Source organism: Gordonia sp. ABKF26 (genome assembly GCF_041103195.1).
Taxonomy (GTDB): domain Bacteria; phylum Actinomycetota; class Actinomycetes; order Mycobacteriales; family Mycobacteriaceae; genus Gordonia; species Gordonia terrae.
Map to the genome: position 1 here is coordinate 3954735 of NZ_JBGCVZ010000003.1, position 21564 is coordinate 3976298.

At 70.1% G+C, this 21564-nt stretch carries 13 protein-coding genes; 5 read left to right on the forward strand and 8 right to left on the reverse strand.

Annotated elements, in window-relative coordinates; all coding sequences use genetic code 11:
* Positions 1–25 precede the first annotated feature (25 nt).
* Entirely contained in the window at positions 26–1552 is a 1527-nt protein-coding gene (locus tag AB4Z55_RS18300) for an MFS transporter (protein ID WP_004021139.1), read from the reverse strand.
* 150 nt (positions 1553–1702) lie between these two features.
* Between AB4Z55_RS18300 and AB4Z55_RS18305 the strand changes: the two genes are divergently transcribed.
* The 4 genes from AB4Z55_RS18305 to AB4Z55_RS18320 all read left to right on the forward strand — a co-directional run bounded on the left by AB4Z55_RS18305 (position 1703) and on the right by AB4Z55_RS18320 (position 11459).
* A complete protein-coding gene (locus tag AB4Z55_RS18305) occupies positions 1703–2773 on the forward strand; it encodes a glutathione S-transferase family protein (RefSeq protein ID WP_004021140.1) in 1071 nt (356 codons plus the stop codon).
* Positions 2770–3528, forward strand: a complete 759-nt coding sequence (locus tag AB4Z55_RS18310) for a hypothetical protein (RefSeq protein ID WP_101819002.1) — start codon at positions 2770–2772, stop codon at positions 3526–3528. The genes AB4Z55_RS18305 and AB4Z55_RS18310 overlap by 4 nt, the downstream gene beginning before the upstream one ends.
* Positions 3522–7439 carry an ABC transporter ATP-binding protein gene (locus AB4Z55_RS18315; protein ID WP_354560344.1) on the forward strand — a complete coding sequence of 1306 codons (3918 nt, stop codon included), beginning with the start codon at positions 3522–3524 and terminating at the stop codon, positions 7437–7439. Before AB4Z55_RS18310 ends, AB4Z55_RS18315 begins: the two co-directional genes overlap by 7 nt.
* Before the next feature lie 129 nt (positions 7440–7568).
* Positions 7569–11459 (forward strand): multifunctional oxoglutarate decarboxylase/oxoglutarate dehydrogenase thiamine pyrophosphate-binding subunit/dihydrolipoyllysine-residue succinyltransferase subunit, encoded by a 3891-nt coding sequence (locus AB4Z55_RS18320; RefSeq protein ID WP_101819003.1) that lies wholly within the window; start codon positions 7569–7571, stop codon positions 11457–11459.
* Positions 11460–11520: 61 nt separating this feature from the next.
* On the opposite strand, the gene AB4Z55_RS18325 is transcribed toward AB4Z55_RS18320, so the two are convergent.
* The 4 genes from AB4Z55_RS18325 to AB4Z55_RS18340 are packed head-to-tail and all read right to left on the reverse strand — an operon-like array spanning position 11521 to position 17082.
* A complete protein-coding gene (locus tag AB4Z55_RS18325) occupies positions 11521–12819 on the reverse strand; it encodes a nucleotide disphospho-sugar-binding domain-containing protein (RefSeq protein ID WP_354560295.1) in 1299 nt (432 codons plus the stop codon).
* Positions 12816–14189, reverse strand: coding sequence for a hypothetical protein (locus tag AB4Z55_RS18330; protein WP_354560294.1), 1374 nt, complete (start codon positions 14187–14189; stop codon positions 12816–12818). The genes AB4Z55_RS18325 and AB4Z55_RS18330 overlap by 4 nt, the downstream gene beginning before the upstream one ends.
* A 32-nt stretch (positions 14190–14221) precedes the next feature.
* Positions 14222–15700, reverse strand: a complete 1479-nt coding sequence (locus AB4Z55_RS18335) for a hypothetical protein (RefSeq protein WP_354560293.1) — start codon at positions 15698–15700, stop codon at positions 14222–14224.
* Positions 15697–17082 carry a glycosyltransferase gene (locus AB4Z55_RS18340; protein WP_354560291.1) on the reverse strand — a complete coding sequence of 462 codons (1386 nt, stop codon included), beginning with the start codon at positions 17080–17082 and terminating at the stop codon, positions 15697–15699. The genes AB4Z55_RS18335 and AB4Z55_RS18340 overlap by 4 nt, the downstream gene beginning before the upstream one ends.
* 113 nt (positions 17083–17195) lie before the next feature.
* Here AB4Z55_RS18340 and AB4Z55_RS18345 point away from each other — a divergent pair, with 113 nt between their 5' ends.
* A complete protein-coding gene (locus AB4Z55_RS18345) occupies positions 17196–18515 on the forward strand; it encodes a glycosyltransferase (protein ID WP_354560343.1) in 1320 nt (439 codons plus the stop codon).
* A 25-nt stretch (positions 18516–18540) separates the two neighbouring features.
* Here the strand turns inward: AB4Z55_RS18345 and AB4Z55_RS18350 are convergent, their stop codons facing one another.
* From AB4Z55_RS18350 to AB4Z55_RS18360, 3 genes are read right to left on the reverse strand one after another with little or no spacing between them, the layout of a single operon-like run.
* Complete coding sequence (locus AB4Z55_RS18350; protein ID WP_354560290.1) at positions 18541–19419, reverse strand: glycosyltransferase family 2 protein; 879 nt, start codon at positions 19417–19419, stop codon at positions 18541–18543.
* 45 nt (positions 19420–19464) lie between these two features.
* Complete coding sequence (locus AB4Z55_RS18355; RefSeq protein ID WP_004021150.1) at positions 19465–20292, reverse strand: ABC transporter permease; 828 nt, start codon at positions 20290–20292, stop codon at positions 19465–19467.
* On the reverse strand, positions 20289–21290 hold the full coding sequence (locus AB4Z55_RS18360) for a daunorubicin resistance protein DrrA family ABC transporter ATP-binding protein (protein WP_004021151.1): 1002 nt from the start codon (positions 21288–21290) through the stop codon (positions 20289–20291). Before AB4Z55_RS18360 ends, AB4Z55_RS18355 begins: the two co-directional genes overlap by 4 nt.
* Positions 21291–21564: the final 274 nt, after the last annotated feature.

The following is a 21564-nucleotide window of genomic DNA, read 5'->3' on the forward strand; positions in this document are numbered from 1 at the left end:
GCCCGGACCCCGGGACGGCGGTCGGCTACCGGGCGTCGGTGGCCACCGCGTGTGGATCGACGACCTGGGGTGGAACGGTCTGGTGCGCGGGGCGCACGAAGAAGAACGTCGCGACGACGCCGATCAGCAGCGCGGCCGCGGGTAGGTACAGCGACTGTCCCATCGCGGCGGCGAAACCCTCGCGGAGGAACTCCGGCAGCTGGCCCGCCGCGCCGTCCTGCGCGTTCTCGGCGTCGACCCCGGGCAGCTCGGCCGCGAGCCGGGTCTGCAGGAGCGCGCCGATCATCGCCGAACCCAGCACCGAGCCGATGACCCGCAGTGTGTTGTACACGCCCGCACCGGCACCGGCCTGATGCCACGGCAGGTTGCGGGTGGCCGTCGCCGCCAGCGGCGCCCAGATTCCGGCCGAGGCCACACCCATGAGGCACAGCGGGACGACGATCAGCCAGACCGGGGTCTCCGGACGCGCCACGAAGCCCAGCCACGCGATCGCGATCGCGTTCAGCAGCAATGCCGAGGACACGATCGTGCGCGGGTGCACGCGGTCGACCATCCGCCCGACGAACGGGGCCAGGACACCGGTCAGCACGGCCATCGGCACCAGGACCACCGCCGACTCGGTCGGCGACATCCCGCCGACGAGCTGGAGGAAGAAGGTCAGCGGGATCATCATCGCGGACACCGCGAAACCCATCGAGGCGATGCCGATGGTCGACAGCGAGAAGTTGCGGTCGCGGAACAGCGACAGCGGGACCAGCGGCTCCGTGCGGATCCGGGACTGCCAGTAGACGAAGACCCCGAGGACCACCAGACCACCGACGATGAGCAGCCAGATCCAGGCATCCCAGGCGAAGGTCTCCCCCTCCTGGATGCCGAAGACCAGCGCGGACAGACCGACGGCGGACAGCGCGACGCCGATCCAGTCGAACTGGTGGTCGTTGGTCCCGACCCGTGGGACGAGGATCGCGGCGAGGACGAGACCGACGACGCCGACCGGCAGGTTGATGAAGAAGATCCACTCCCAGCCGAATGCGTCGGTCAGGACACCGCCGAGCAGCGGTCCGACGAGGGTCGCGACGCCGGCGACGGTGCCCCACACACCCATTGCGGCGCCGCGCTTCTCGGCCGGGAAGATGCGCGTGATCAGTGCCATCGTCTGCGGGGTGATGAGCGCCGCGCCGACACCCTGGAGTGCGCGCGCGCCGATCAGCTCCCCGATCGACGACGACAACCCGCACCAGAGACTCGCCACGGTGAAGACCGCGAGACCGATCTGGTACATCGTCTTGGGACCGAACTTGTCACCCAGCCTGCCGGTGATCAGCAGCGGCACCGCGTAGGTGAGCAGGTACGCACTGGTGACCCAGACGACGCCGTTGACGTTTGTGTCGAGATCGGCCTGGATTCGCGGCTGGGCCACGGCCACGATCGTCATGTCGACGAGGATCATGAAGAAGCCCACACAGAGCGCCAGCATCGCGGCCCACGGCCGGGTGGTGACCATCTCGTCGGTACCCGCGTTCTCGCCGCGGGTGGCGTCGCTCGATCGCATTTTCCCGATGCTAGACCTGTCCGATTCGCCGACGACCCGCACGATCGCGGGGTTCGACCGCGACCGGGTCGTCTGTCGCCGGACATCATCGTCGTCGGACGTCATCGTCGCCGGACATCATTGTCGCCGGACATCATTACTGTGGAACCCATGACCACCGAGTCCGACCAGAGCACCGCATCCGAGGACGAACAGGGTTCGTACGTGATGACCGGCGAGGAATTCGTCCGGGACACGAAGTACATCGAGACCCGCATCACCGCCGACGGCCGGGACGGCTACCCGGTCGAGGCGGGCCGCTATCGGCTCGTCGCCGCCCGCGCGTGCCCGTGGGCCAACCGGACGCTGATCGTCCGGCGGCTCCTCGGGCTCGAGGACGCCATCTCCCTCGGACTGTGCGGCCCCACGCACGACAAGAACTCGTGGACCTTCGATCTCGACCCCGGCGGAGTCGACCCGGTCCTGCAGATCCCGCGGCTCAAGGACGCCTACGAGAAGCGGATCCCCGGCTATCCCAAGGGGATCACCGTGCCCGCGATCGTCGACGTGCCGACCGGCGAGGTCGTCACCAATGACTTCCCGCAGATCACCATCGACTTCTCCCTGGAATGGACCGCCTTCCACCGGGACGGCGCACCGGAGCTCTACCCGGAACGTCTGCGCGACGAGATCGACGAGGTCAGCCACGGCGTCTACACCGAGGTCAACAACGGTGTGTACCGCTGCGGTTTCGCCGGCAGCCAGGAGGCCTACGACGCGGCCTACGATCGCTTGTTCACCAAGCTCGACGAGCTGTCGGACCGACTGTCGACGCAGCGCTACCTGGTCGGCGACACGATCACCGAGGCCGACGTGCGCCTGTTCACCACCCTGGCGCGGTTCGACGCGGTCTACCACGGTCACTTCAAGTGCAATCGCAGCAAGTTGAGCGAGATGCCGGTCCTGTGGGCCTATGCCCGCGACCTGTTCCAGACGCCCGGCTTCGGCGACACGACCGACTTCACGCAGATCAAGCAGCACTACTACATCGTGCACACCGATGTGAATCCCACCCAGATCGTGCCCAAGGGGCCGGATCTGCGTGGCTGGCTCACCGAACACCATCGTGCCGACCTCGGCGGTCGGCCGTTCGGCGACGGCACGCCACCCGGCCCCCCACGACCCGCCGAAGTCGTGCCCGCACAGGATTGGGTACCCCAGAGCGAGAGAGACCGGACATGAAAGACAAGACGACACAGGGACTGTCGACGGACAAGGGTCGCACGCCGCCGGGCAAGGCCGTCGAGGTGACCGGCGGTCTCCTGGACCGGGCGCAGCGGCTGCAGGCGCCCGCGGTGAAGAAGTACGTGGACTCGCTGCGGCGGAAGTACCCCGACGACTCCCCCGCGCAGATCATCGAGCGGCTCGAGAAGCGCTATCTGAACGCGGTCACCGGTTCCGGCGGAGCGGTCGGCGCGGCCGCCGCGGTGCCCGGAGTCGGCACGATGACCGCCTTCGGCGCGATGACCGGGGACACGGCGTTCTTCCTCGAGGCCTCGGCGCTGCTCGCGCTGTCGATCGCCGAGGTGCACGGCATCCCGGTGCACGAATCCGAACGCCGCAAGGCACTCGTCATGACCGTCGCACTGGGCGAAGAGGGCGTGCTGGCGCTCGGTCGGGTGGTCGGCACCGGCGGCGGCGCCCTGCGCAGGCTCGGCGGCGCGGCTCTGCCGTCCGGGGCGATCACCAAGCTGAACAAGACCCTGGTGAACAAACTCGTCCGCAAGTACGCGATCCGCCGGGCGCCACTGATCTTCGGCAAGCTGATGCCCGCGGGGATCGGCGCGGTCATCGGCGGCGCGGGCAGCCGCGCCCTGGGCCGCAAGGTGGTACACAACGCCCGGGATGCCTTCGGACCGGCTCCCCGGGCGTGGGTCATCGACGTCGACTTCACCGAGACACCCACCCCGGATCCGCTCCCGCCCGGTTCCTGGTGATCGCGGCACCCCCACTACCCACTCCGTCCGCGCCCGCGCCCGGGTGGATTCGCCGGCTCGTCGGCGAATCGTGGCGATACCGGCGCGTCGTGGTCATCACGATGACCGTCACGCTGATCGCGGTCGGGGTCGACGTGCTCATGCCGTTGCTGACCAAGGCGGCGGTCGACCATGCGACCGGCGTCGTCGACGACGGTCTGTCCCTGCGCACCGTCATCGTCGCCCTGGTCGTCTTCGCCGTCGTGCGGTACGCGTGCCACATGGGCCGGCGGGTGTTCGCCGGGCGACTGGCCGTGAGCGTGCAGAACTCGCTCCGACTCCGACTGCTCGACACGCTGCTGCACCTCGACGGTCGCAGCCAGCACCAGATCCGCACCGGTCAGATCGTGTCCCGGTCCATCACCGACATCCAGGTGGTGCAGAGCCTGCTCGCCATGGCGCCGTTGTCCCTGGGCGCCGCGGTGCAGATGGTCGTGGCCCTGGCGATCATGGCCTACCTGTCGCCGCTCCTGACCGGCGTGGCGCTGCTGATCGTCCCGTTGATCGCCGTCGAGGTGTGGCGGACGCGACGCCGCCTGTTCGCCGCGACGTGGTCGGCCCAGCAGTCGGCCGCCGACGTCGCCCAGCACGTCGAGGAGACCGTCACCGGCGTACGGGTCGTGAAGGGCTTCGGGCAGGAAGACCGTGCCGTCGACGACCTCATCACCCGCTGCCGGACGGTGTTCGCGCGACGGCTGCGCGCCGCGCGGATCAACTCGCGGTTCGCCCCGACGCTCGCCGCGATCCCGCAGCTGGGCATGGTCGGGGTGATCGTGGTGGGTGGTTATCTCACGATGACCGGCGCGATCACCGCCGGCACCTTCCTCGCGTTCAGCACCTATGTCGCCACGATGACGGGTATCGCCCGGTTGCTGACGAACCTCATCGTCAACGCGCAACTCGCGCGCGCGGCGGTCGAACGCGTCTACGACGTCATCGACCATCCCCACGACCCGGGCGACGCCGCGACCGGCTCACTTCCCGACGGCCCCCTGGGCGTCGAACTGGCCGGGGTGGGATTCGCCCATCACACGCACGACGCCGACGACCCGCCCGCGGTGCTGTCCGGGATCGACCTCCGGATCGAACCGGGCGAATGCGTGGCGATCGTGGGTCCCCCCGGCTCCGGGAAGTCGACCGTCGCCGACCTGGTCAGCCGGTTCGAACGACCCGACACCGGGACCATCTCCCTGCTCGGCGAGGGCACCGGAGCCGACGCGGACCGCCCCCGGTACCGGATCGACGACCTGGCGCCCGAGGCCCTGCACCGCGCCCTGGCCGTGGTCTTCGACGAGCCGTTCCTGTTCTCGGACACCATCACCGCCAACATCGCGATGGGCCCGGCCGCGACCGCACCCGATGTCGCCGACCGGGTCCGAGTGGCGGCCGCCGCCGCCGACGCCGCCGAGTTCATCGACGCACTGCCCGACGGTTACGACACCGTCATCGGCGAGCGCGGGCTCACCCTGTCGGGCGGTCAGCGCCAGCGCATCGCGCTGGCACGGGCGCTCTTCGCCGATCCCCGCATCCTCGTCCTCGACGACGCGACATCCGCGGTCGACGCGACCACCGAGTCCCGCATCCTGGGCGGGTTGCGCACCCGGCGCGCCACAATGCTGGTGCTCGCCCACCGCCGGTCGACGCTCGTCCTCGCCGACCGCGTCGCCGTGCTCGACGACGGCCGGATCACGGCGCTGGGCACCCTCGCCGAGCTCGAGGCCACGTCACCGCGGTTCCGCGAGCTGATGTCGAGCACGGCGCCCCCCGACGGCACACCCGGTGAGGCCGCGGTGGTCGACACCGCGCCGCCGCTGCGCGGCCCGACCGCGACCGACATCGAGAACCTCTGGCCGACAGTCGAATCCGAGTCCGGCGGCGTCGCAGCCCGGACCTCGCCCGCGGCCGGGGCGGGCTCCCGGACCGGTCGCGGGGGTGGCGTCGCCAGCGCACTGGGTTCCATGCCGGCCACCCCCGAACTCCAGGCGTCCGTGGACGCCCTCCCGCCTGCGGTGGAGCGTCCCGAGGTCGACGTCGACGCCGCTCGGCGCGAGAACCCGGTCTTCACCCTGCGCGGCCTCCTCGCGCCGGTTCGGTGGCTGCTCGCCGCCGCACTGCTCGCCATCGCGGTCGACACCCTCGTCGGTCTGGCCTTCCCGAGCATCGCGCGGGCGGTCATCGACGCGACGGGGCACACCGAGCGGTCGACCCTGCTGTGGGCCGCGCTCGGCGGCGGCGCGCTGGTCGCGGTCGGCTGGGTCGCCGCGAAGTCGATGACGATCACCTCGACCCGGGCCGGCGAACGCGTGCTGTTCGGCCTGCGCATCCGCAGCTACGCCCACATCCAGCGACTCGGACTCGACTACTACGAGCGCGAGCTGTCGGGGCGGATCATGACGCGCATGACGACCGACATCGACGCGTTGTCGACGTTCCTGCAGACGGGGCTCACCTCGGCGATCGTGGCTGTCCTGACCCTGGTCGGCGTCGGGGTCGCACTGTTGGTCACCGGTCCTGTCCTCGGGCTGCTGGTGATGCCCGTCTTCCCGCTGCTGATCGGCGCGACGATCGTCTTCCGGCGTGTGGCGAGTCGCGCATACACCCGCTCGCGCGAACTGATCAGCGTCGTCAACGCCGACTTCCAGGAGAACATCGCCGGCATCAAGACCACCCAGACCTACCTGCGCACCGACAGCGCCCAGACGCGGTTCGCGCAGCGGTCGGCGGAATGGGTCGAGGCGCGGATGGTGTCGCAGCGCGCGATCGCCGCCTACTTCCCGCTCATCCAGCTCATGTCGGACGTCGCCACCGCGATCGCGCTCGGGGTCGGCGCCGGTCAGGTGGCCTCGGGGTCGCTCTCGGCGGGCACCCTGGTCGCCTTCGTGCTCTACCTGACGATGCTCTTCGGTCCGGTCCAGCAGCTGTCGCAGGTGTTCGACGGCTACCAGCAGGCGGCGGTGGGTCTCCGGCGCATCGGTGACCTGCTGCGCACGCCGAGTTCGTTGCGTACCTCGGCGCGGGCCGAGTCCCCGCCCGACACCGGATTCGACGGCGTCGTCGACTTCGAGCGGGTGGGCTTCCGCTATCAGGGCTCCTCGACGGACGCGCTGGCCGGCGTCGACCTGCACATCCCGGCCGGGTCGTCGCTGGCACTCGTCGGCCGGACCGGCGCCGGGAAGTCCACGATCGTCAAGCTCCTGGCCCGCTTCTACGACCCGACCACCGGCCGCGTCGTCGTCGACGGCACCGACATCGGCGACTACGACCTCGCCGGATACCGCAGGCGACTCGGTCTGGTCCCGCAGGAGCCGCACCTGTTCACCGGCACGGTCGCCGAGAACATCGCCTACGGCCGGCCCGGTGCCGATCGGGCCGCGATCGTCGACGCCGCGGCCGCGGTCGGCGCGCTGCGCATGATCGCCGTCCTCCCCGGCCGGATGAATCATCCGATCGGCGAGCGCGGACAGGGACTGAGTTCGGGGCAGCGCCAGCTCATCGCGCTGGCGCGGGCCGAGCTCGTCGAACCCGATCTGCTCCTGCTCGACGAGGCGACCGCGACCCTCGACCAGGCGACCGAGGCCCAGGTGCTCGCCGCCGGCCGCGCGGTGACCCGGCACCGCACCTCGGTGATCGTCGCGCATCGGCTGGCGACCGCCGCCCGCGCCGATGCCATCGCCGTGGTCGACGGCGGGCGGATCGTCGAGCTCGGAACACACGACGAGTTGCTCGCGTTGGGAGAGAGGTACCGCGGCTTCTGGGATGCCGGTGTCGATCCCGACGAGCCGGCGGTGCCCGACAACGATCCACCCGCTCCGACCAGCGCACGGACCGCCGCCACGACGGTCACGCGGGCCACCTCGGACCTGACTCCGTAGTAACAGGTCGGTCAGCGCGAGCGAGTCGACGACGCGTAGCATCGTCAGGTGGTTCACCGATAGTCTCCACAAGAGACGACGCGTGGCAGAGAACCCGGCACCTTCAGGGAATTGAGGCGAGATACCGCTGTGAGCAGCAGTTCGATTTCAGACTTCGGACAGAACACGTGGCTGGTCGAGGAAATGTACCAGCAGTACAAAGAAGACCCGAACTCGGTCGACCCGAGTTGGCACGAACTACTGAAGAACTACGAGCCCGGCGACAACGGCGGCTCCGCCGCGGCCGCCTCCCCGCCCTCGAATTCCGCAAAGCGCTCCGCCACAACGACTTCCACCACCTCCTCGTCCTCGAGTTCGTCGACCAACGGGTCCGCGCGCAGCGCGTCCGCACCGGCCGCGGAGGCCGCACCGCGCAAGCAGGTCACCCTGGATCAGACGCCCGCCCGCACCGCGCCGCGCAAGCCCGCCCCCGCCAAGGAGTCCACCGCGACGAAGGCCGCATCGGGCCACAGCGTCGCCAGTCGCGACGGTTCGGCGCGATCGCAGCCCAAGCCCACCAAGCCGGAAGCAGGCAAGGCGAGCGCGTCCGAAGGCCAGAAGTCCGAGAACGCCGATGGCAACAAGGTGCTGCGCGGTCCCGCCGCGGCCATCGCGAAGAACATGGCGCTGTCGTTGGAGATCCCGACGGCCACCAGCGTCCGGGCCGTGCCCGCCAAGGCGATGATCGACAACCGGATCGTCGTCAACAACCACCTCGCGCGTACCCGCGGCGGCAAGATCAGCTTCACCCACATCCTGGGTTACGCGATCGTTCAGGCCATCAAGGCGTTCCCGAACATGAACCGGCACTTCGCCGAGATCGACGGGAAGCCCAACGTCGTCACGCCGGCACACACCAACCTGGGTCTGGCCATCGACCTGGTCGGCAAGGACGGCAACCGCACGCTGGTCGTCGCCGCGATCAAGCAGTGCGAGACGATGGGTTTCGCCGAGTTCTACACCGCCTACCAGGACATCGTCCGCCGGGCCCGCGACGGCAAGCTCGGCGCCGACGACTTCTCCGGGGTCACCATCTCGCTGACCAACCCGGGCACCATCGGCACCGTGCACTCGGTCCCCCGCCTGATGAAGGGCCAGGGCGCCATCATCGGTGCCGGCGCGATGGAGTACCCGGCCGAGTTCCAGGGCGCGAGCGAGGAGCAGATCGCCGAGCTCGGCGTCGGCAAGCTCATGACCCTCACGTCGACCTACGATCACCGGATCATCCAGGGCGCGGAGTCGGGCGACTTCCTGCGCACGATCCACGAACTCCTGATCGACGACGCGTTCTACGACGAGATCTTCACCGCGTTCCACGTGCCGTACGAGCCGATCCGCTGGCGTCGCGACCTGCCCGCGGGCCTCGTCGACAAGAGCACCCGGGTCCTGGAGCTGATCGCGGCCTACCGCAGCCGCGGCCACCTGATGGCCGACATCGATCCGCTCATGATGGACAGCGACGCGCGCAGCAGCCATCCGGACCTCGACATCCAGAACTACGGCCTGACCCTCTGGGACCTCGACCGCAGCTTCAAGGTCGGCGGGTTCCACGGCCAGGAGAAGATGAAGCTCCGGGACGTGCTGTCGATCCTGCGCGACGCGTACTGCCGGCACGTCGGTGTCGAGTACACCCACATCCTCGAACCCGAGCAGCAGAAATGGCTGCAGGAACGGGTCGAGATCAAGCACGTCAAGCCGCCGGTCGGCGAGCAGAAGTACATCCTGAGCAAGCTCAACGCCGCCGAGGCGTTCGAGACGTTCCTGCAGACCAAGTACGTCGGGCAGAAGCGCTTCTCGCTCGAGGGCGCCGAGTCGGTCATCCCGATGATGGACGCGGTGATCGACCAGAGCGCCGAGCACAACCTCTCCGAGGTCGTCATCGGCATGCCGCACCGTGGCCGCCTGAACGTGCTCGCCAACATCGTCGGCAAGCCGTACTCGAAGATCTTCACGGAGTTCGAGGGCAACCTGAACCCGTCGCAGGCGCACGGGTCGGGCGACGTGAAGTACCACCTCGGTGCCGAGGGCAAGTACTACCAGATGTTCGGCGACAACGAGATCAACGTGTCGCTCACGGCCAACCCGAGCCACCTCGAGGCCGTCGACCCGGTTCTCGAGGGTCTGGTGCGCGCCAAGCAGGACCTCATGGACGACGACGATCGGTTTCCGATCCTGCCGCTCATGCTGCACGGCGACGCCGCGTTCGCCGGTCAGGGCGTGGTCGCCGAGACGCTCAACATGGCGATGCTGCCCGGCTACCGCACCGGCGGCACCGTGCACATCGTGGTGAACAACCAGGTCGGCTTCACCACCGCACCCGAGCACTCGCGGTCGACCGAATACTGCACCGACGTGGCGAAGATGATCGGTGCGCCGATCTTCCACGTCAACAGCGATGACCCCGAGGCCTGTGTCTGGGCCGCCAAGCTCGCCGTGGACTACCGCCAGGCCTACAACAAGGACGTCGTCATCGACCTCGTGTGCTTCCGCCGCCGCGGACACAACGAGGGCGACGACCCGTCGATGACGCAGCCGGCGATGTACGAGGTGATCGACACCAAGCGCGGCGTCCGCAAGAGCTACACCGAAGCCCTGATCGGCCGCGGCGACATCTCGACCAAGGAGGCCGAGGACGCACTGCGCGACTACCAGGGTCAGCTCGAGCGCGTCTTCAACGAGGTCAAGGAACTCGAGAAGTTCAGCGTCGAGCCGTCGCCGTCCGTCGAGTCCGACCAGACACTGCCGACGAAGCTGGTGACCGCGGTCGACAGCACGACGCTCGAGCTGATCGGCGACGCCTTCGTCAACGTGCCCGACGGCTTCACCCCGCACCCCCGCGTGAAGCCGGTCCTGGAGCGTCGTGCCGAGGCCGCACGCAAGGGCAACATCGATTGGGCGTTCGCCGAGTTGCTGGCGTTCGGGTCGCTGGTCATGGAGGGGCGCACAGTGCGTCTGTCCGGCCAGGATTCGCGTCGCGGTACCTTCACCCAGCGTCACTCGGTGCTCATCGACCGCAGCTCCGGCTCGGAGTACACCCCGCTCAACCATCTGCAGCCCGCCGACGAGGAGAGCAACGGCGGCCGGTTCATGGTCTACGACTCCCCGCTCTCGGAGTTCGCGGTCGTCGGCTTCGAATACGGCTACTCGGTCGGCAACCCGGACGCGCTCGTGGTCTGGGAAGCGCAGTTCGGCGACTTCGTCAACGGCGCGCAGTCCATCATCGACGAGTTCATCTCGTCGGGTGAGGCCAAGTGGGGCCAGCTCTCCGACGTCGTGCTGCTGCTGCCGCACGGTCACGAGGGGCAGGGACCCGACCACACCTCGGGCCGCATCGAGCGCTTCCTGCAGCTGTGTGCCGAGGGTTCGATGACGGTGGCCCTGCCGTCGACGCCGGCGAGCTACTTCCACCTGTTGCGCCGCCACGTCCTCGACGGCATCAGCCGCCCGCTGATCGTCTTCACCCCGAAGTCGATGCTGCGCAACAAGGCCGCGGTGAGCCCGGTCGAGGACTTCACCGACGACAAGTTCCGCTCGGTGATCGACGACCCGCACTTCGAGAAGGCCGACGCCGGGAGCGGAGCGAGCGGGTCGAATGACTCGAGCGCCGACCGCAGCAAGGTCAAGCGCGTCCTGCTGGTGAGCGGCAAGCTCTACTACGAGCTGGCCGCCCGCCGCGACAAGGAGAAGCGCGAGGACATCGCCGTCGTGCGCATCGAGCAGCTCTACCCGGTTCCGCACCGCCGGCTCCGCAAGACGCTCGAGCAGTACGGTAACGCGAGCGAATTCCGTTGGGTACAGGAAGAACCCGCCAACCAGGGCCCGTGGCCGTTCCTCGGCCTCTGGTTGCCCGAGGTGCTGCCGGACGTGCTCGGCGGACTGCGCCGGGTGTCGCGCCGTGCGATGTCCGCGCCGTCCTCGGGATCGAGCAAGGTCCACGCGGTCGAGCAGCAGGAGATCCTCGACGAGGCGTTCGGCGAGTAGGACGACCGTCGCACCGCGGCCACCAGCCCTTCGGGGTTGGTGGCCGCGGTCGTCGATGTCGTCATCTCAGCCGGGATTCGCAGATGTCCGCCGCGGCGGCGACGGACTTGCCAGGGGACGTCATCCTTCGCGCGAATGCAGCGGCCGCCGAACGGGTCTCGGCGGCGAGCACGGTTCGCAGGCCCGCGTGTGCATCCTCGTCGGTGAACGTCGACAGCCGGACGGTCGCCCCCACACCGAGCGCCCGGACCCGCTCGCCCCAGAAGGGCTGATCGGCGGTGACCGCGCAGACGAGGGTCGGGAGTCCGGCCCGCAGGCCGGCCGCGGTGGTCCCGGCGCCGCCGTGATGGACCGCGGCGACACACCGCGGTAGCACCGACGCGTGGTCGACGCCGGCGGTGTGGAAGACATCGGGGTCGTCGGGGTCGATGCCGGTCGCTTCTCCCATGGCGATGAGGCACCGCACCCCGTGCGCACGCGCAGCGGTACGCCAGCGTGCGACCAGCGTGTGCGGGTCGAGGATCGGCATGCTGCCGAAGGTGAGGAACAGCGGCGGCTCGCCGGCGTCCAGCCACTCGGCGAGTTCGGTTGTGTCCGCGCCGATCTCGGTGATGCCGGGCCGGCTCGACGCCGGGAGGTCGAAGAAGCCGACAAGGGGTCTGCGGTCGTCCCACTCGGCGGCGAGACCCGGCACCATCTCCGCGTCGTAGGCCTGGATCTGCGGGGTTCGGTCGGCGACCAGACGCCGCGGCAGCGGCCCGCGGCTCGGGCGGAGTCCGATCCGGCGCCGGAAGCGGTTCTCGTTCCAGCCGGTCGCGGCCCAGGTCAGCCGGTCGGCGACGCGCCAGGACCGGCGCTTGGCGGCCGGTGACCATCGTTCGGTGAGGCCGGGCACGGCACCGATGAGTCCGTTCTCCGACATCGGGCCGTATCGCAGCACGGTCAGCGGGACGCCCAGGTGTTCGGCCACCGCGATCACGCGGTCCTGGCACAGTGGCGCGGCGACGAGGAGACCGGTGCCGTGCAGCGGCGCCGACTCCGGGACGAACAGACGCTCGAGGTCGGCGTCGAGGGCGTCGAATCCGCCTCGGACGGTGCGCAGCGCGAATGCGATCCGCGCCAGCGGGTTACGACTCGAGCGCGCCGACCGCGCGCCATGCGACGACCATGCCGCATCGGAGTCGAGGCCGATCTCGTGGACGTCCCCGACCCCGGTGGCCCGCGCGAGGCCGGAGAGGTTCGGCGGGACGAGGACGCTGACGCGATGGCCGCGCGCCTGCAGTTCGAGGGCCAGACAGACCCCCGGCTGGATGTCGCCCCGACTGCCGTACAGGACGATCGAGATGTGGTGCGCCGTCACCAGAACCGGTGCCCGACCCGCCAGGCGGTCAGCTCGTCGGCGATCAGGGTGCGCAACCGCCCGGCGTCGCCGAAGTGGTCGGGGTCGATGCCGAAGAAGGTGAGGGTGACCGTGTCGCCGTAGGTGACCGCCCAGGCGGCGATCGCCGGACCGCGTACCCGCCGCTCCTGCGCGGGCATGCCCTGCATGACCGCTCGGATGGCGAACCGGGACGCGGTGCGGCCGCCGATGCGCAACGCCGACTCCGGGGTCGTCCCCAGGTTCGACACGGTCGTGTCGGGTCCCGGGATCGCGCGCATCAGCCGGCCGATGAGTCGCCGCGGCAACATGCGAACGATCGGCTGGAGGTTGTCGGCTGCCTGATCGCCACCGGACTCGGCGTACTCGACGAAGGCCCGCTTGCTCGACGACCGGATGGTGGTGAGGTCGGAGCCCGGTTCGACGGGATCGGCGATCCGGACCCACACCCCGCCCGATGCGTTGGCGCGGTGGTCGTCGTCGCCGTCTCTCGTGCTGACCGCGATGCACACCGTCATCGGGCCGTCGAGCGGACGACCCGAACGGTGCACGATCCCGGCCAGGAGCGCAGTGAACAACGAGTTTCCGGTGCCGCCGTGTTCCGCGGCGCGCGCGGCCCAATCGGTCGCCGAGACGTCGACCGTCGCCAGCGTCGTGTCCGGGTCGGACCCTGGTGGGACCCGCCTCGGGGTTGTTCGTGCGGACCGCGGATCGGCCTGGTCGTCGCCGGAGCGGGCAGACCGCGCCGCCCGGGCCTCGCGGAGCAGAATCCCCACGGATCGCGCGGCGGCCCGTATCGACAGCGCGGCGTCGGCGGCATCGGCGCGCACGGCGTCCCAGGAGCGTCCGCTGCCGGTCGTGGGAAGGCTCGCGGTCCGCCCTGCCGCCGCGTCGGCCACCAGCCGGTACAGACCGTGGCCGTCGGTGATCATGTGGGAGGCGAGCAACGACACCGCACGGCCGCCGCCGGTGATCCGCGCCGAGTCGAGCTGCCATCCGGACCCGTGCACGGGATCGAGACGACTCGCGCGGAGCACCGAATCGGCCCATTCCCCGACCCTGTCGGCGTCGACGACCTCCACCCGCCCGGCCTGCGCCGGATGCGGCGACCGAACCCAGCGGTGGCGGGCGAACGGGACCCGACGGCGGGACACGGCACGGTGCAGCGGTCCGGCCGCGAGGCCGGCCCGCAGCGAGTCGATCGCCTCATCCCCCGGATCGTCGTCGAAGACCCACGTGATCTGGATCGGGGCACCCATCCCGAACAGTTCCGCCACGAGCAGATAGGACTCGTCGGGGCCCGTCACGCGAAGCACCTGGGCGGGTGGGATGTCGGTCACCGTTGCAGTCATGTGTTCTCCTCGGTATCACCGGGTTCAATGGGTCACCAGATCTCGTGGGGCAGCCCCCACGCCGTCAGTTCACGGTCGAGCAGGTCCGCGACGACGGCGTCGGAGGAGAAACTCGACTCGTCGCAACCGAGCACGGTGAACGTCACCTGGTCCCGCGTGCGGACGAGCCACGACTGGACCCCGTCGCCGAATCGCTGTCCCGCCGAGGCGTCGACGCCCTGCGCCATTCCCCGGAAGGCGATCTTGCGCGCCGGCCTGCCGCCCAGCACCGTCGCCGCGGGCGGCACGTCACCGAGGTTGGAGATCACCGCGTCGGGAATCCCGTTGCCGGCGCTGACGATCTTGACGATCACGGCCGGCGGGAGGAACCAGGCCAGTGGTCGCAGATGGATGTGCGGGGCCCGCCGGCCCTCGGACAGGCGGACGAAGGCCGCCTTGCACGCGGACCTGATGCCGCCGAGGTCGCCGCCGGCGACCGGCTCGTCGGTCAGGTACACCGACACGCCCGCGATCGGATTGGACCTGGTGTCCGCCTCGCTCTCGCGGCGGTCCACCGGAACCCCGACCTTGATCGGATTCGGCAGCGGTGCATGGCCACTCGAGCGCAACAGGCCGCTGACCACGGCGATGAAGAGGGTGTTGGCGGTGCCGTCGTGTTCGGCGGCGACCCGGTCGAAGTCCGCCGCCGGCACGGTTGCGGTGGCCCAGGTGAACTCGGCGGCGGGCGACCGTTCGGCGATCGGGGGCCGGGCCGGGCGCGGGTCGGGTTCGGGGCCGCCGGCCTTGCGCTGTTCGAGTGCCGCCCGGGCGAGTCCGGCGACGACCGCCACGACCTGCGACCCGGCATCCACGACATCGCCGGCCCGCCGGCGACGCCACGAGACCGACGGGAGGGTCGGCTCGTCGGCCGCCGCGGCCCCGGGACCGGACGCGGGGTCCAGCGGCACCGCTGAGGCCTCGGCGGCCTCGGTTGCGGCCGCGAGCATGCCACGACCGTCGGTGACCACGTGCAGGGCGCACAGGGAGACCACGGTGCCGCCGTCCGCGGTGGGGACCGACCGCAATCGCCAGCACCGCCCACCTTCGGCATCGAGAGGAACAGCGGACATCTCGGCGGTCGCCCACTCGTCGATCTCCGTCTCCGACACCGGCTCGCTGTCGGCTGCCAGTCCGGGTGCGTCGGGCGCCTCGACCCAGCGCGGACGCGCCCCGCGGACATCCGGCACGACGAGCATGCGGTTCAGCCGACCGCGCGCCAGTGCCGCGTTCATCGCGGTGAGTGCCTCGATCGAGACCTCCTCGTCGAACACCCAGACCAGCTGGAGCACGACCGACCAGCCGAGTGCCGGTGTGACGAACCAGAACGGGGCGTCTTCCGACGTCAGCCGGTCGCCACGGATCGCCGACCCCTCGGCGCGTACGCGTGTCGCGAGGCCACGCACGCCCCGCTCTGCCCCGGCCGCCCGCTCGCCCTCGGGTCGTCCTCCCGCGTGCGACTGCATCGTCGTCATACGTCCACCTTCGTTCCGCTACGCGTCTGCGGTCCCCGCGAACACGGTTCCCTCGTGCATGAGCTTGTCACCGAACTCTCGACCGCGTGCACGGCGTCCACCAGCGCCGCGTCCTCGCTCACCAGGACCGTCGTCAGTCGCGCGGCCCGATCGGCGACCGCGGGGTCGAGCATCGCCGCGACGGCATCGCACAGCCGATCCACGTCCAGGTCACGTCCCACACGGGCCATCGGCATCGACACGCCGACACCCAGCCGTTCGAGTTCGGCACCCCAGAACGGCTGATCCGCGCCGTACCAGCAGATCACCGACGGCCGGCCGGCGTGCAGCACGGCCGCGGTGGTCCCGGCGCCCCCGTGGTGGACCACGACCGCGCACCGGCCGAAGACCGTGCGGTGGTCGACCTGGGTCTCGACCCGCACCGCGTCGGACTCCACACCGCTGCGCACCTCGGCGCTCAGTTCGGTCCAGCCGGCACAGACCAGAATCCGACGACCGAGCCGGCGGCCGAGCTCTGCGACGGCGCGCAGGATGCTCTCCTCTCCCCGCAACGGCATGCTGCCGAAACCCACGTAGACCGGGGCGTCGCCGGCGTCGAGCCAGGACGCGAGTGCGTCGGAGCCGGTGACCGGACAGTCCCCGGGCAACCCGAGAAACCCCACCGTCGGTCGCGGGCGAGCCGTCGAGTCGGCGACCCACAACCGATCGTGCGGTCCGGACCGGTCGTCGGGCACTCCGAACAACGGGTCGTAGGCCTGCAACTCCCGACCCGCCGCCGCCCGCAGTCGAGCGGAGTAGGGCTCTGACGTCCCGGTCGAACCCAGTGCGGCGCGGAGGCGACGCTCCCGTCGCCTGGTGAGCAGCCCGAAAACGGCGTCGTAGGCGACCCATTGCGCACGGACGGCACGGGGGCCGCCCGGAAGCCGGCCGGGAACAGGGCCGACCCGGTGGTTGCGGCGTACGGGGGCGTGGTGGATCGATACCAACGGGACACCGGCCGATTCGGCGAAGGCGAGCGCGGGCTGCTCGGTGATCAACCCGGTCACGATGACGTCCGCTCCGTCGACGACCGCTGCCATGTCGGTGACGAGGTGGTCCCATCCGGCGTTTCGCAGCGACAGCAGGACGCGCAGACGTCGCAGCGGGTGACGCCCAGCCTGAGCGCGGGCCCGTGCCACCATCTCGAGGTGGGCACGCGTGTCCTGGCCGAGCGGCACGACCTCCGGCCGCACGGCGCCGTCCGCCCAGGTCCGGGCGGACCGGACCATGTTGGGCGGCACCGCGAGACGCACATCGTGGCCACGGAGTGCGAGCGCCCTCGCCAGCACCGATGCCGGTTGGACGTCCCCGCGGGTTCCGTTGATGACGAACGAGATCCTCATGACACCGTCCCGGTGATCCGCGTCTCGGGCCGCGCGCCGCGGCGACCGGTCGTGTTTAGAATCGGTCGCCCATCCGACCACACCGACACGCGAGGGGTTCGACGTTGAGGTTCGTGATCGCGGTCAACGGCAGCCGCGGCGATGTCCAGCCGGCCGTCGCCCTCGCCGCCGAACTCCTGGGACGCGGCCACGGGGTGACCCTCGCCGCGCCACCCGATCTGGTCGGATTCGGCAGCGGCGCAGGCATTCCCACCGAGGCCTACGGTGCGAGCACGCGCGACCTGCTGGCCTCGGATCTGGTACGCGAGGACATGCGGTCCAAGAACCCGCGCACCCGGTTGCGCGCGGTGTCGGCCATGTCGGTGCGCGGCGGCCGAGTGATGCAGCAACGCCTGCTCGAACTCGCCGACGGGGCGGATGCGCTCGTCGCGAGCAGCGCGGGTCAGGAACGCGCCCACAATGTCTCGGCGGTCCTCGGGATCCCCCACATCCCGCTGCACTACTGCCCCATTCGACGCAACGGCTCGGTGTCCCTGCTCGCCCACCTCGGCATCGATGCGCCGGCGGCGATCAATGACCTGAGCTGGCGGGTCGCCGAGCGAGCCCTCTGGCTCGCCACCCGCTCGGCCGAGAACACCCTGCGATCCGACCTGGGGTTGTCCCCCCTGACCCGCCCCTACGCCGAACTCATCTCCCGCACCGGGGTTCCCGAGATCCAGGCCTATGATCCGGCCCTCTTCGAGAGCCTCACGACGCAGTGGGGCCGGCGTCGGCCGCTGGTCGGATTCTTCACTCTCGCCGCACCGCAACGAGCCGGGGTGGGTGATGCCGGACTCGATGACGAGTCGGGACCGGGAAGCCTCGCCGACTGGCTCGACGCCGGCGACGCCCCGGTGTACGTCGGCTTCGGCAGCATGTTGCCGGCCGACCCCGACGGCCTGGCCGACGCATTCCGAACCGCGGCGCGGCGGCTCGGGATCAGGTTGCTGGTGTCGGGCGGTTGGAGCGGTTTCATGTCGAGCGAATCCGTCTCGGACGCATCGACATCCGGGGACGCCGTGCGCGTGGTCGGGCACGTCGATCACGACGCCGTACTGCCGCGGTGCCGTGCCGCGGTCCATCACGGCGGCGCCGGGTCGGTGGCGGCGGGCCTGCGCGCCGGACTGCCCACCCTGGTCACCTGGGTCGGAGCCGATCAGCCGATCTGGGGACGGGCCCTGAGCAGCGCGCGGGTGGGCGCCACGTTGCCGATGGCGCGAGTGACCGCGGAGTCGCTGACTCGGACACTCGACCGAATCCTGGACGCGGACACGCGTGGGCGATCCGACCATCTCCGCGACCGGCTCATACCCCCTGCCGAGGCCATACGGTCGGCGGCCGACATCGTCGAACAGACGGTCTCGACGCCGGCCACGCGTCGGCGCGCCGGCTGATCCCGGGGCGGGCGGACTCCCGCGATCACGGCAGGACACGATCGGAACCACCGCCCCGCAGCAGGTTTCGCGGATCGATCCGACCCGTCCGGGAGTCATAGGACCGCAGCACGACGAGACGCATCGCGTGCGCGACCGCGATCGCGGGCACATAGACCGCCGCCGCGCCGGCTGCCAGCCCGAAGCGCCGATGCAGCAGGAACGTTCGCGGGAGGAAGCTCATGTAGTGGACGAACGGCACCATGCCGGTCTCCATCCGACGCGGCGACACCCCGACGGTCAGCGAGCGGAGAAAGGCGTTGCGCCCGCCCGCGTCACCCACGCAGAGCCCCATGTCCACGTCTTCGAAGATGTTCCGGCGCATGCTGACCCGGTCCCGGATCGCCGCCCAGGTCGTGCGCCGCAGCACCATGTTCGAGCCGTAGAGCACCGGCACTTCGGTCACGGGCTTCTCGCGCCGCAACCGGTTCAGCGGGTGCAGGCGGGTCTTCCACCGGTCGAATCGTCCGGCCAGGGGCACGTCGTAGGCCTCCCCTCGCCCGCACAGTGCCGCCCAGTCCTCCCCGACGTCGGCGGCGAAGAACTCCACGATCGTGCTCGCCCAGTCCGGAGGCACCCGGGTGTCGGCGTCGATGCGGGCGACGAGATCTCCCGTCGCGGCATCGAGTCCGGAGTTCCGCGCGTACACCAGCCCCTGTCGGGCCTCGTCGATCACGCGGATCCACGGGTGAGTCGAACGCCAGGCGTCGATCACCGCACGGCTGCCGTCGGTCGAATTGTTGTCCACCACCACGATCTCGGTGATCCGGTCGGACTGTGCCGCCAACCGGGCGAGACACTCGCCGATCGTGTCCTCCTCGTTGTAGACCGGTACCACCACCGAGAAGGTGATCGGCGTGCTCATGGTGTCTGCTCCTCGCGCTGATCGATCGGTCATCGGCGCGGACACTCAGGTCCGCCGCATGTAGGTCCGCAGGGTCACCGGCACCACCACGGCGAGGACAGCCGCCGCGCCGAGAAGCGTGTAGACGATGTCGGTCCCCACGTTCTCGCCGGCGGCCAGTCCGCGCGCCGCCGTCACGAGATGTGAGACCGGGTTCGCCGACGCACAGGCCTGCATCCACCCGGGCATGGTGTCGACCGGGACGAGCGCGTTGGAGACGAAGGTGATCGGCATCAGCACGAGCATCGAGACACCCTGGACGGTCGACGCCTTGTCGAGCAGCACGCCGAGAAGCGCGAAGATCCAGCTCAACGAGAAAGCCACCACCACGATCAGGACGCACGCGACCGCGACACCCACAGGGCTCGCCGGCCGGTATCCCATGATCACCCCGACGCACACCGTGATGGCCGAGGCGACCACGTAGCGCAGGGTGTTCGCCATCAGCGCGCCGGCCAGTGGTGCGATGCGCGCGATCGGCAGCGACTTGAACCGGTCGAAGACCCCGCGATCGAGGTCCTCGCGCAACTGGACGCCGGTGACCACCGACGCCGCGACACACACCTGGACCAGTACCCCGGGGATCAGCAGCGGGAGATATCCCACGACGTTCCCGGCGATCGCCCCGCCGAAGATCGAAGAGAACATGACCGTGAACACGATGGGCAGGACGATGACGTCGAACAGCTGCTGCGGATTGTGTTTGATCTTCAGCAGACCCCGGTGCGTCATCGTGAGGGACTGCATCACCGCCGCGGTCGGCCGGACCCGGTCGGGGGGCTCGGGCGCGGGCTCGGCGGCAAGCGAGTTCGTGTGCAGCGAACCGGTGCTCATGCCCGCACTCCCGTCGAATCGATCTCCGCTGCAGCCGGTGCGGTTCGGGTGGGGTCGCCTCCGTCGGTCAGCGCGAAGAACACCTCGTCGAGGGTCGGCCGGACCACGTTGACCGACGTGAGTGCGAGCCCACGGGCGCGGAGAGCACCGAGGATGTCGGCGAGCGGGTCGATGTCGGCCATCGGCAGCACGAGGACCCCCTCGCGGCGAGCGATCGTCGGCTCCCCGCTCGAGGTGAACGGCGCGCACACCTGGGCCGCCGCCGTCAGATCGTCGGCGTCGGCGAGCTCGAGTCGCACACTCATGTCGCCGACGCCGGCCTTCAGGTCGTCCGCCGTCCCGTCGGCGACCACCCGGCCACGGTCCATGACCGCGATGTGATCGGCGAGTTCATCGGCCTCGTCGAGATATTGGGTGGTGAGCAGGACGGTCGATCCGCGCGCCACCATGTCGCGCACCGTCTGCCACATCTGTGCCCGCGTGCGGGGGTCGAGCCCGGTGGTGGGCTCGTCGAGGAAGAGCAGGCGCGGACGTGTGATCAGCGACGCCGCGAGGTCGAGGCGACGGCGCATACCGCCGGAGAAGTGCCCCACGCGCCGGGTCGCGACCGTGCCGAGACCGAACTCGTCCAGCAGTTCGTCGGCCCGGATGCGTGCCCGGCGGCGCGACGAGCCGATCAGTCGGCCGAAGATCATCAGGTTCTCGCGGGCGGTGAGATCCTCGTCGACGGAGGCGTATTGGCCGGTGACCCCGATGAGCGACCGGACCGCCGTCGCCTCCGCGACGACATCGTGCCCGAAGATGCGGGCGTCGCCGGAGTCCGGGCGCAGCAGCGTCGCCAGCATGCGCACGGTGGTGGTCTTACCCGCGCCGTTGGTTCCCAGCAGCGCGAAGACGCCGCCGGCGGGTACAACGAGATCGACCGCGTCGACGGCCCGTGCGCCGCCGAATTCCTTGGTCAGACCGCGGGCCTCGATGGCCGGGACGGTCGTGGACATGGCACCCCCGATGCGTGTGGTCGACTTCGGCCCCACGGTAGGTGAGCGTTCCGGGTGCCGCAACGGCACCGATCACGATATCCGGCGCTGCCCGACAACGTTTTTCGTCGACATGCCGTCTGACTACGCATTCCGGGGTGCAGCGACCCGAGCGCGGCGGCGGCTTGTCATCAGTTCTTTACATGAACGCAATCAGACTCGGCGCCGACCTCATGGAGCAATGGTCGTTCAGCGAAACATGCAGCCACACAATCAACTTCCCTGATTCTTCGGC

Coding starts and splice junctions, on each gene's coding strand:
- AB4Z55_RS18335 (WP_354560293.1), bottom strand. CDS start 15,700: ATGACGACGATGCAGTCGCACGCGGGAGGACGACCCGAGGGCGAGCGG.
- AB4Z55_RS18350 (WP_354560290.1), bottom strand. CDS start 19,419: ATGAGCACGCCGATCACCTTCTCGGTGGTGGTACCGGTCTACAACGAG.
- AB4Z55_RS18355 (WP_004021150.1), bottom strand. CDS start 20,292: ATGAGCACCGGTTCGCTGCACACGAACTCGCTTGCCGCCGAGCCCGCG.
- AB4Z55_RS18360 (WP_004021151.1), bottom strand. CDS start 21,290: ATGTCCACGACCGTCCCGGCCATCGAGGCCCGCGGTCTGACCAAGGAA.
- AB4Z55_RS18310 (WP_101819002.1), top strand. CDS start 2,770: ATGAAAGACAAGACGACACAGGGACTGTCGACGGACAAGGGTCGCACG.
- AB4Z55_RS18300 (WP_004021139.1), bottom strand. CDS start 1,552: ATGCGATCGAGCGACGCCACCCGCGGCGAGAACGCGGGTACCGACGAG.
- AB4Z55_RS18305 (WP_004021140.1), top strand. CDS start 1,703: ATGACCACCGAGTCCGACCAGAGCACCGCATCCGAGGACGAACAGGGT.
- AB4Z55_RS18330 (WP_354560294.1), bottom strand. CDS start 14,189: ATGACTGCAACGGTGACCGACATCCCACCCGCCCAGGTGCTTCGCGTG.
- AB4Z55_RS18340 (WP_354560291.1), bottom strand. CDS start 17,082: ATGAGGATCTCGTTCGTCATCAACGGAACCCGCGGGGACGTCCAACCG.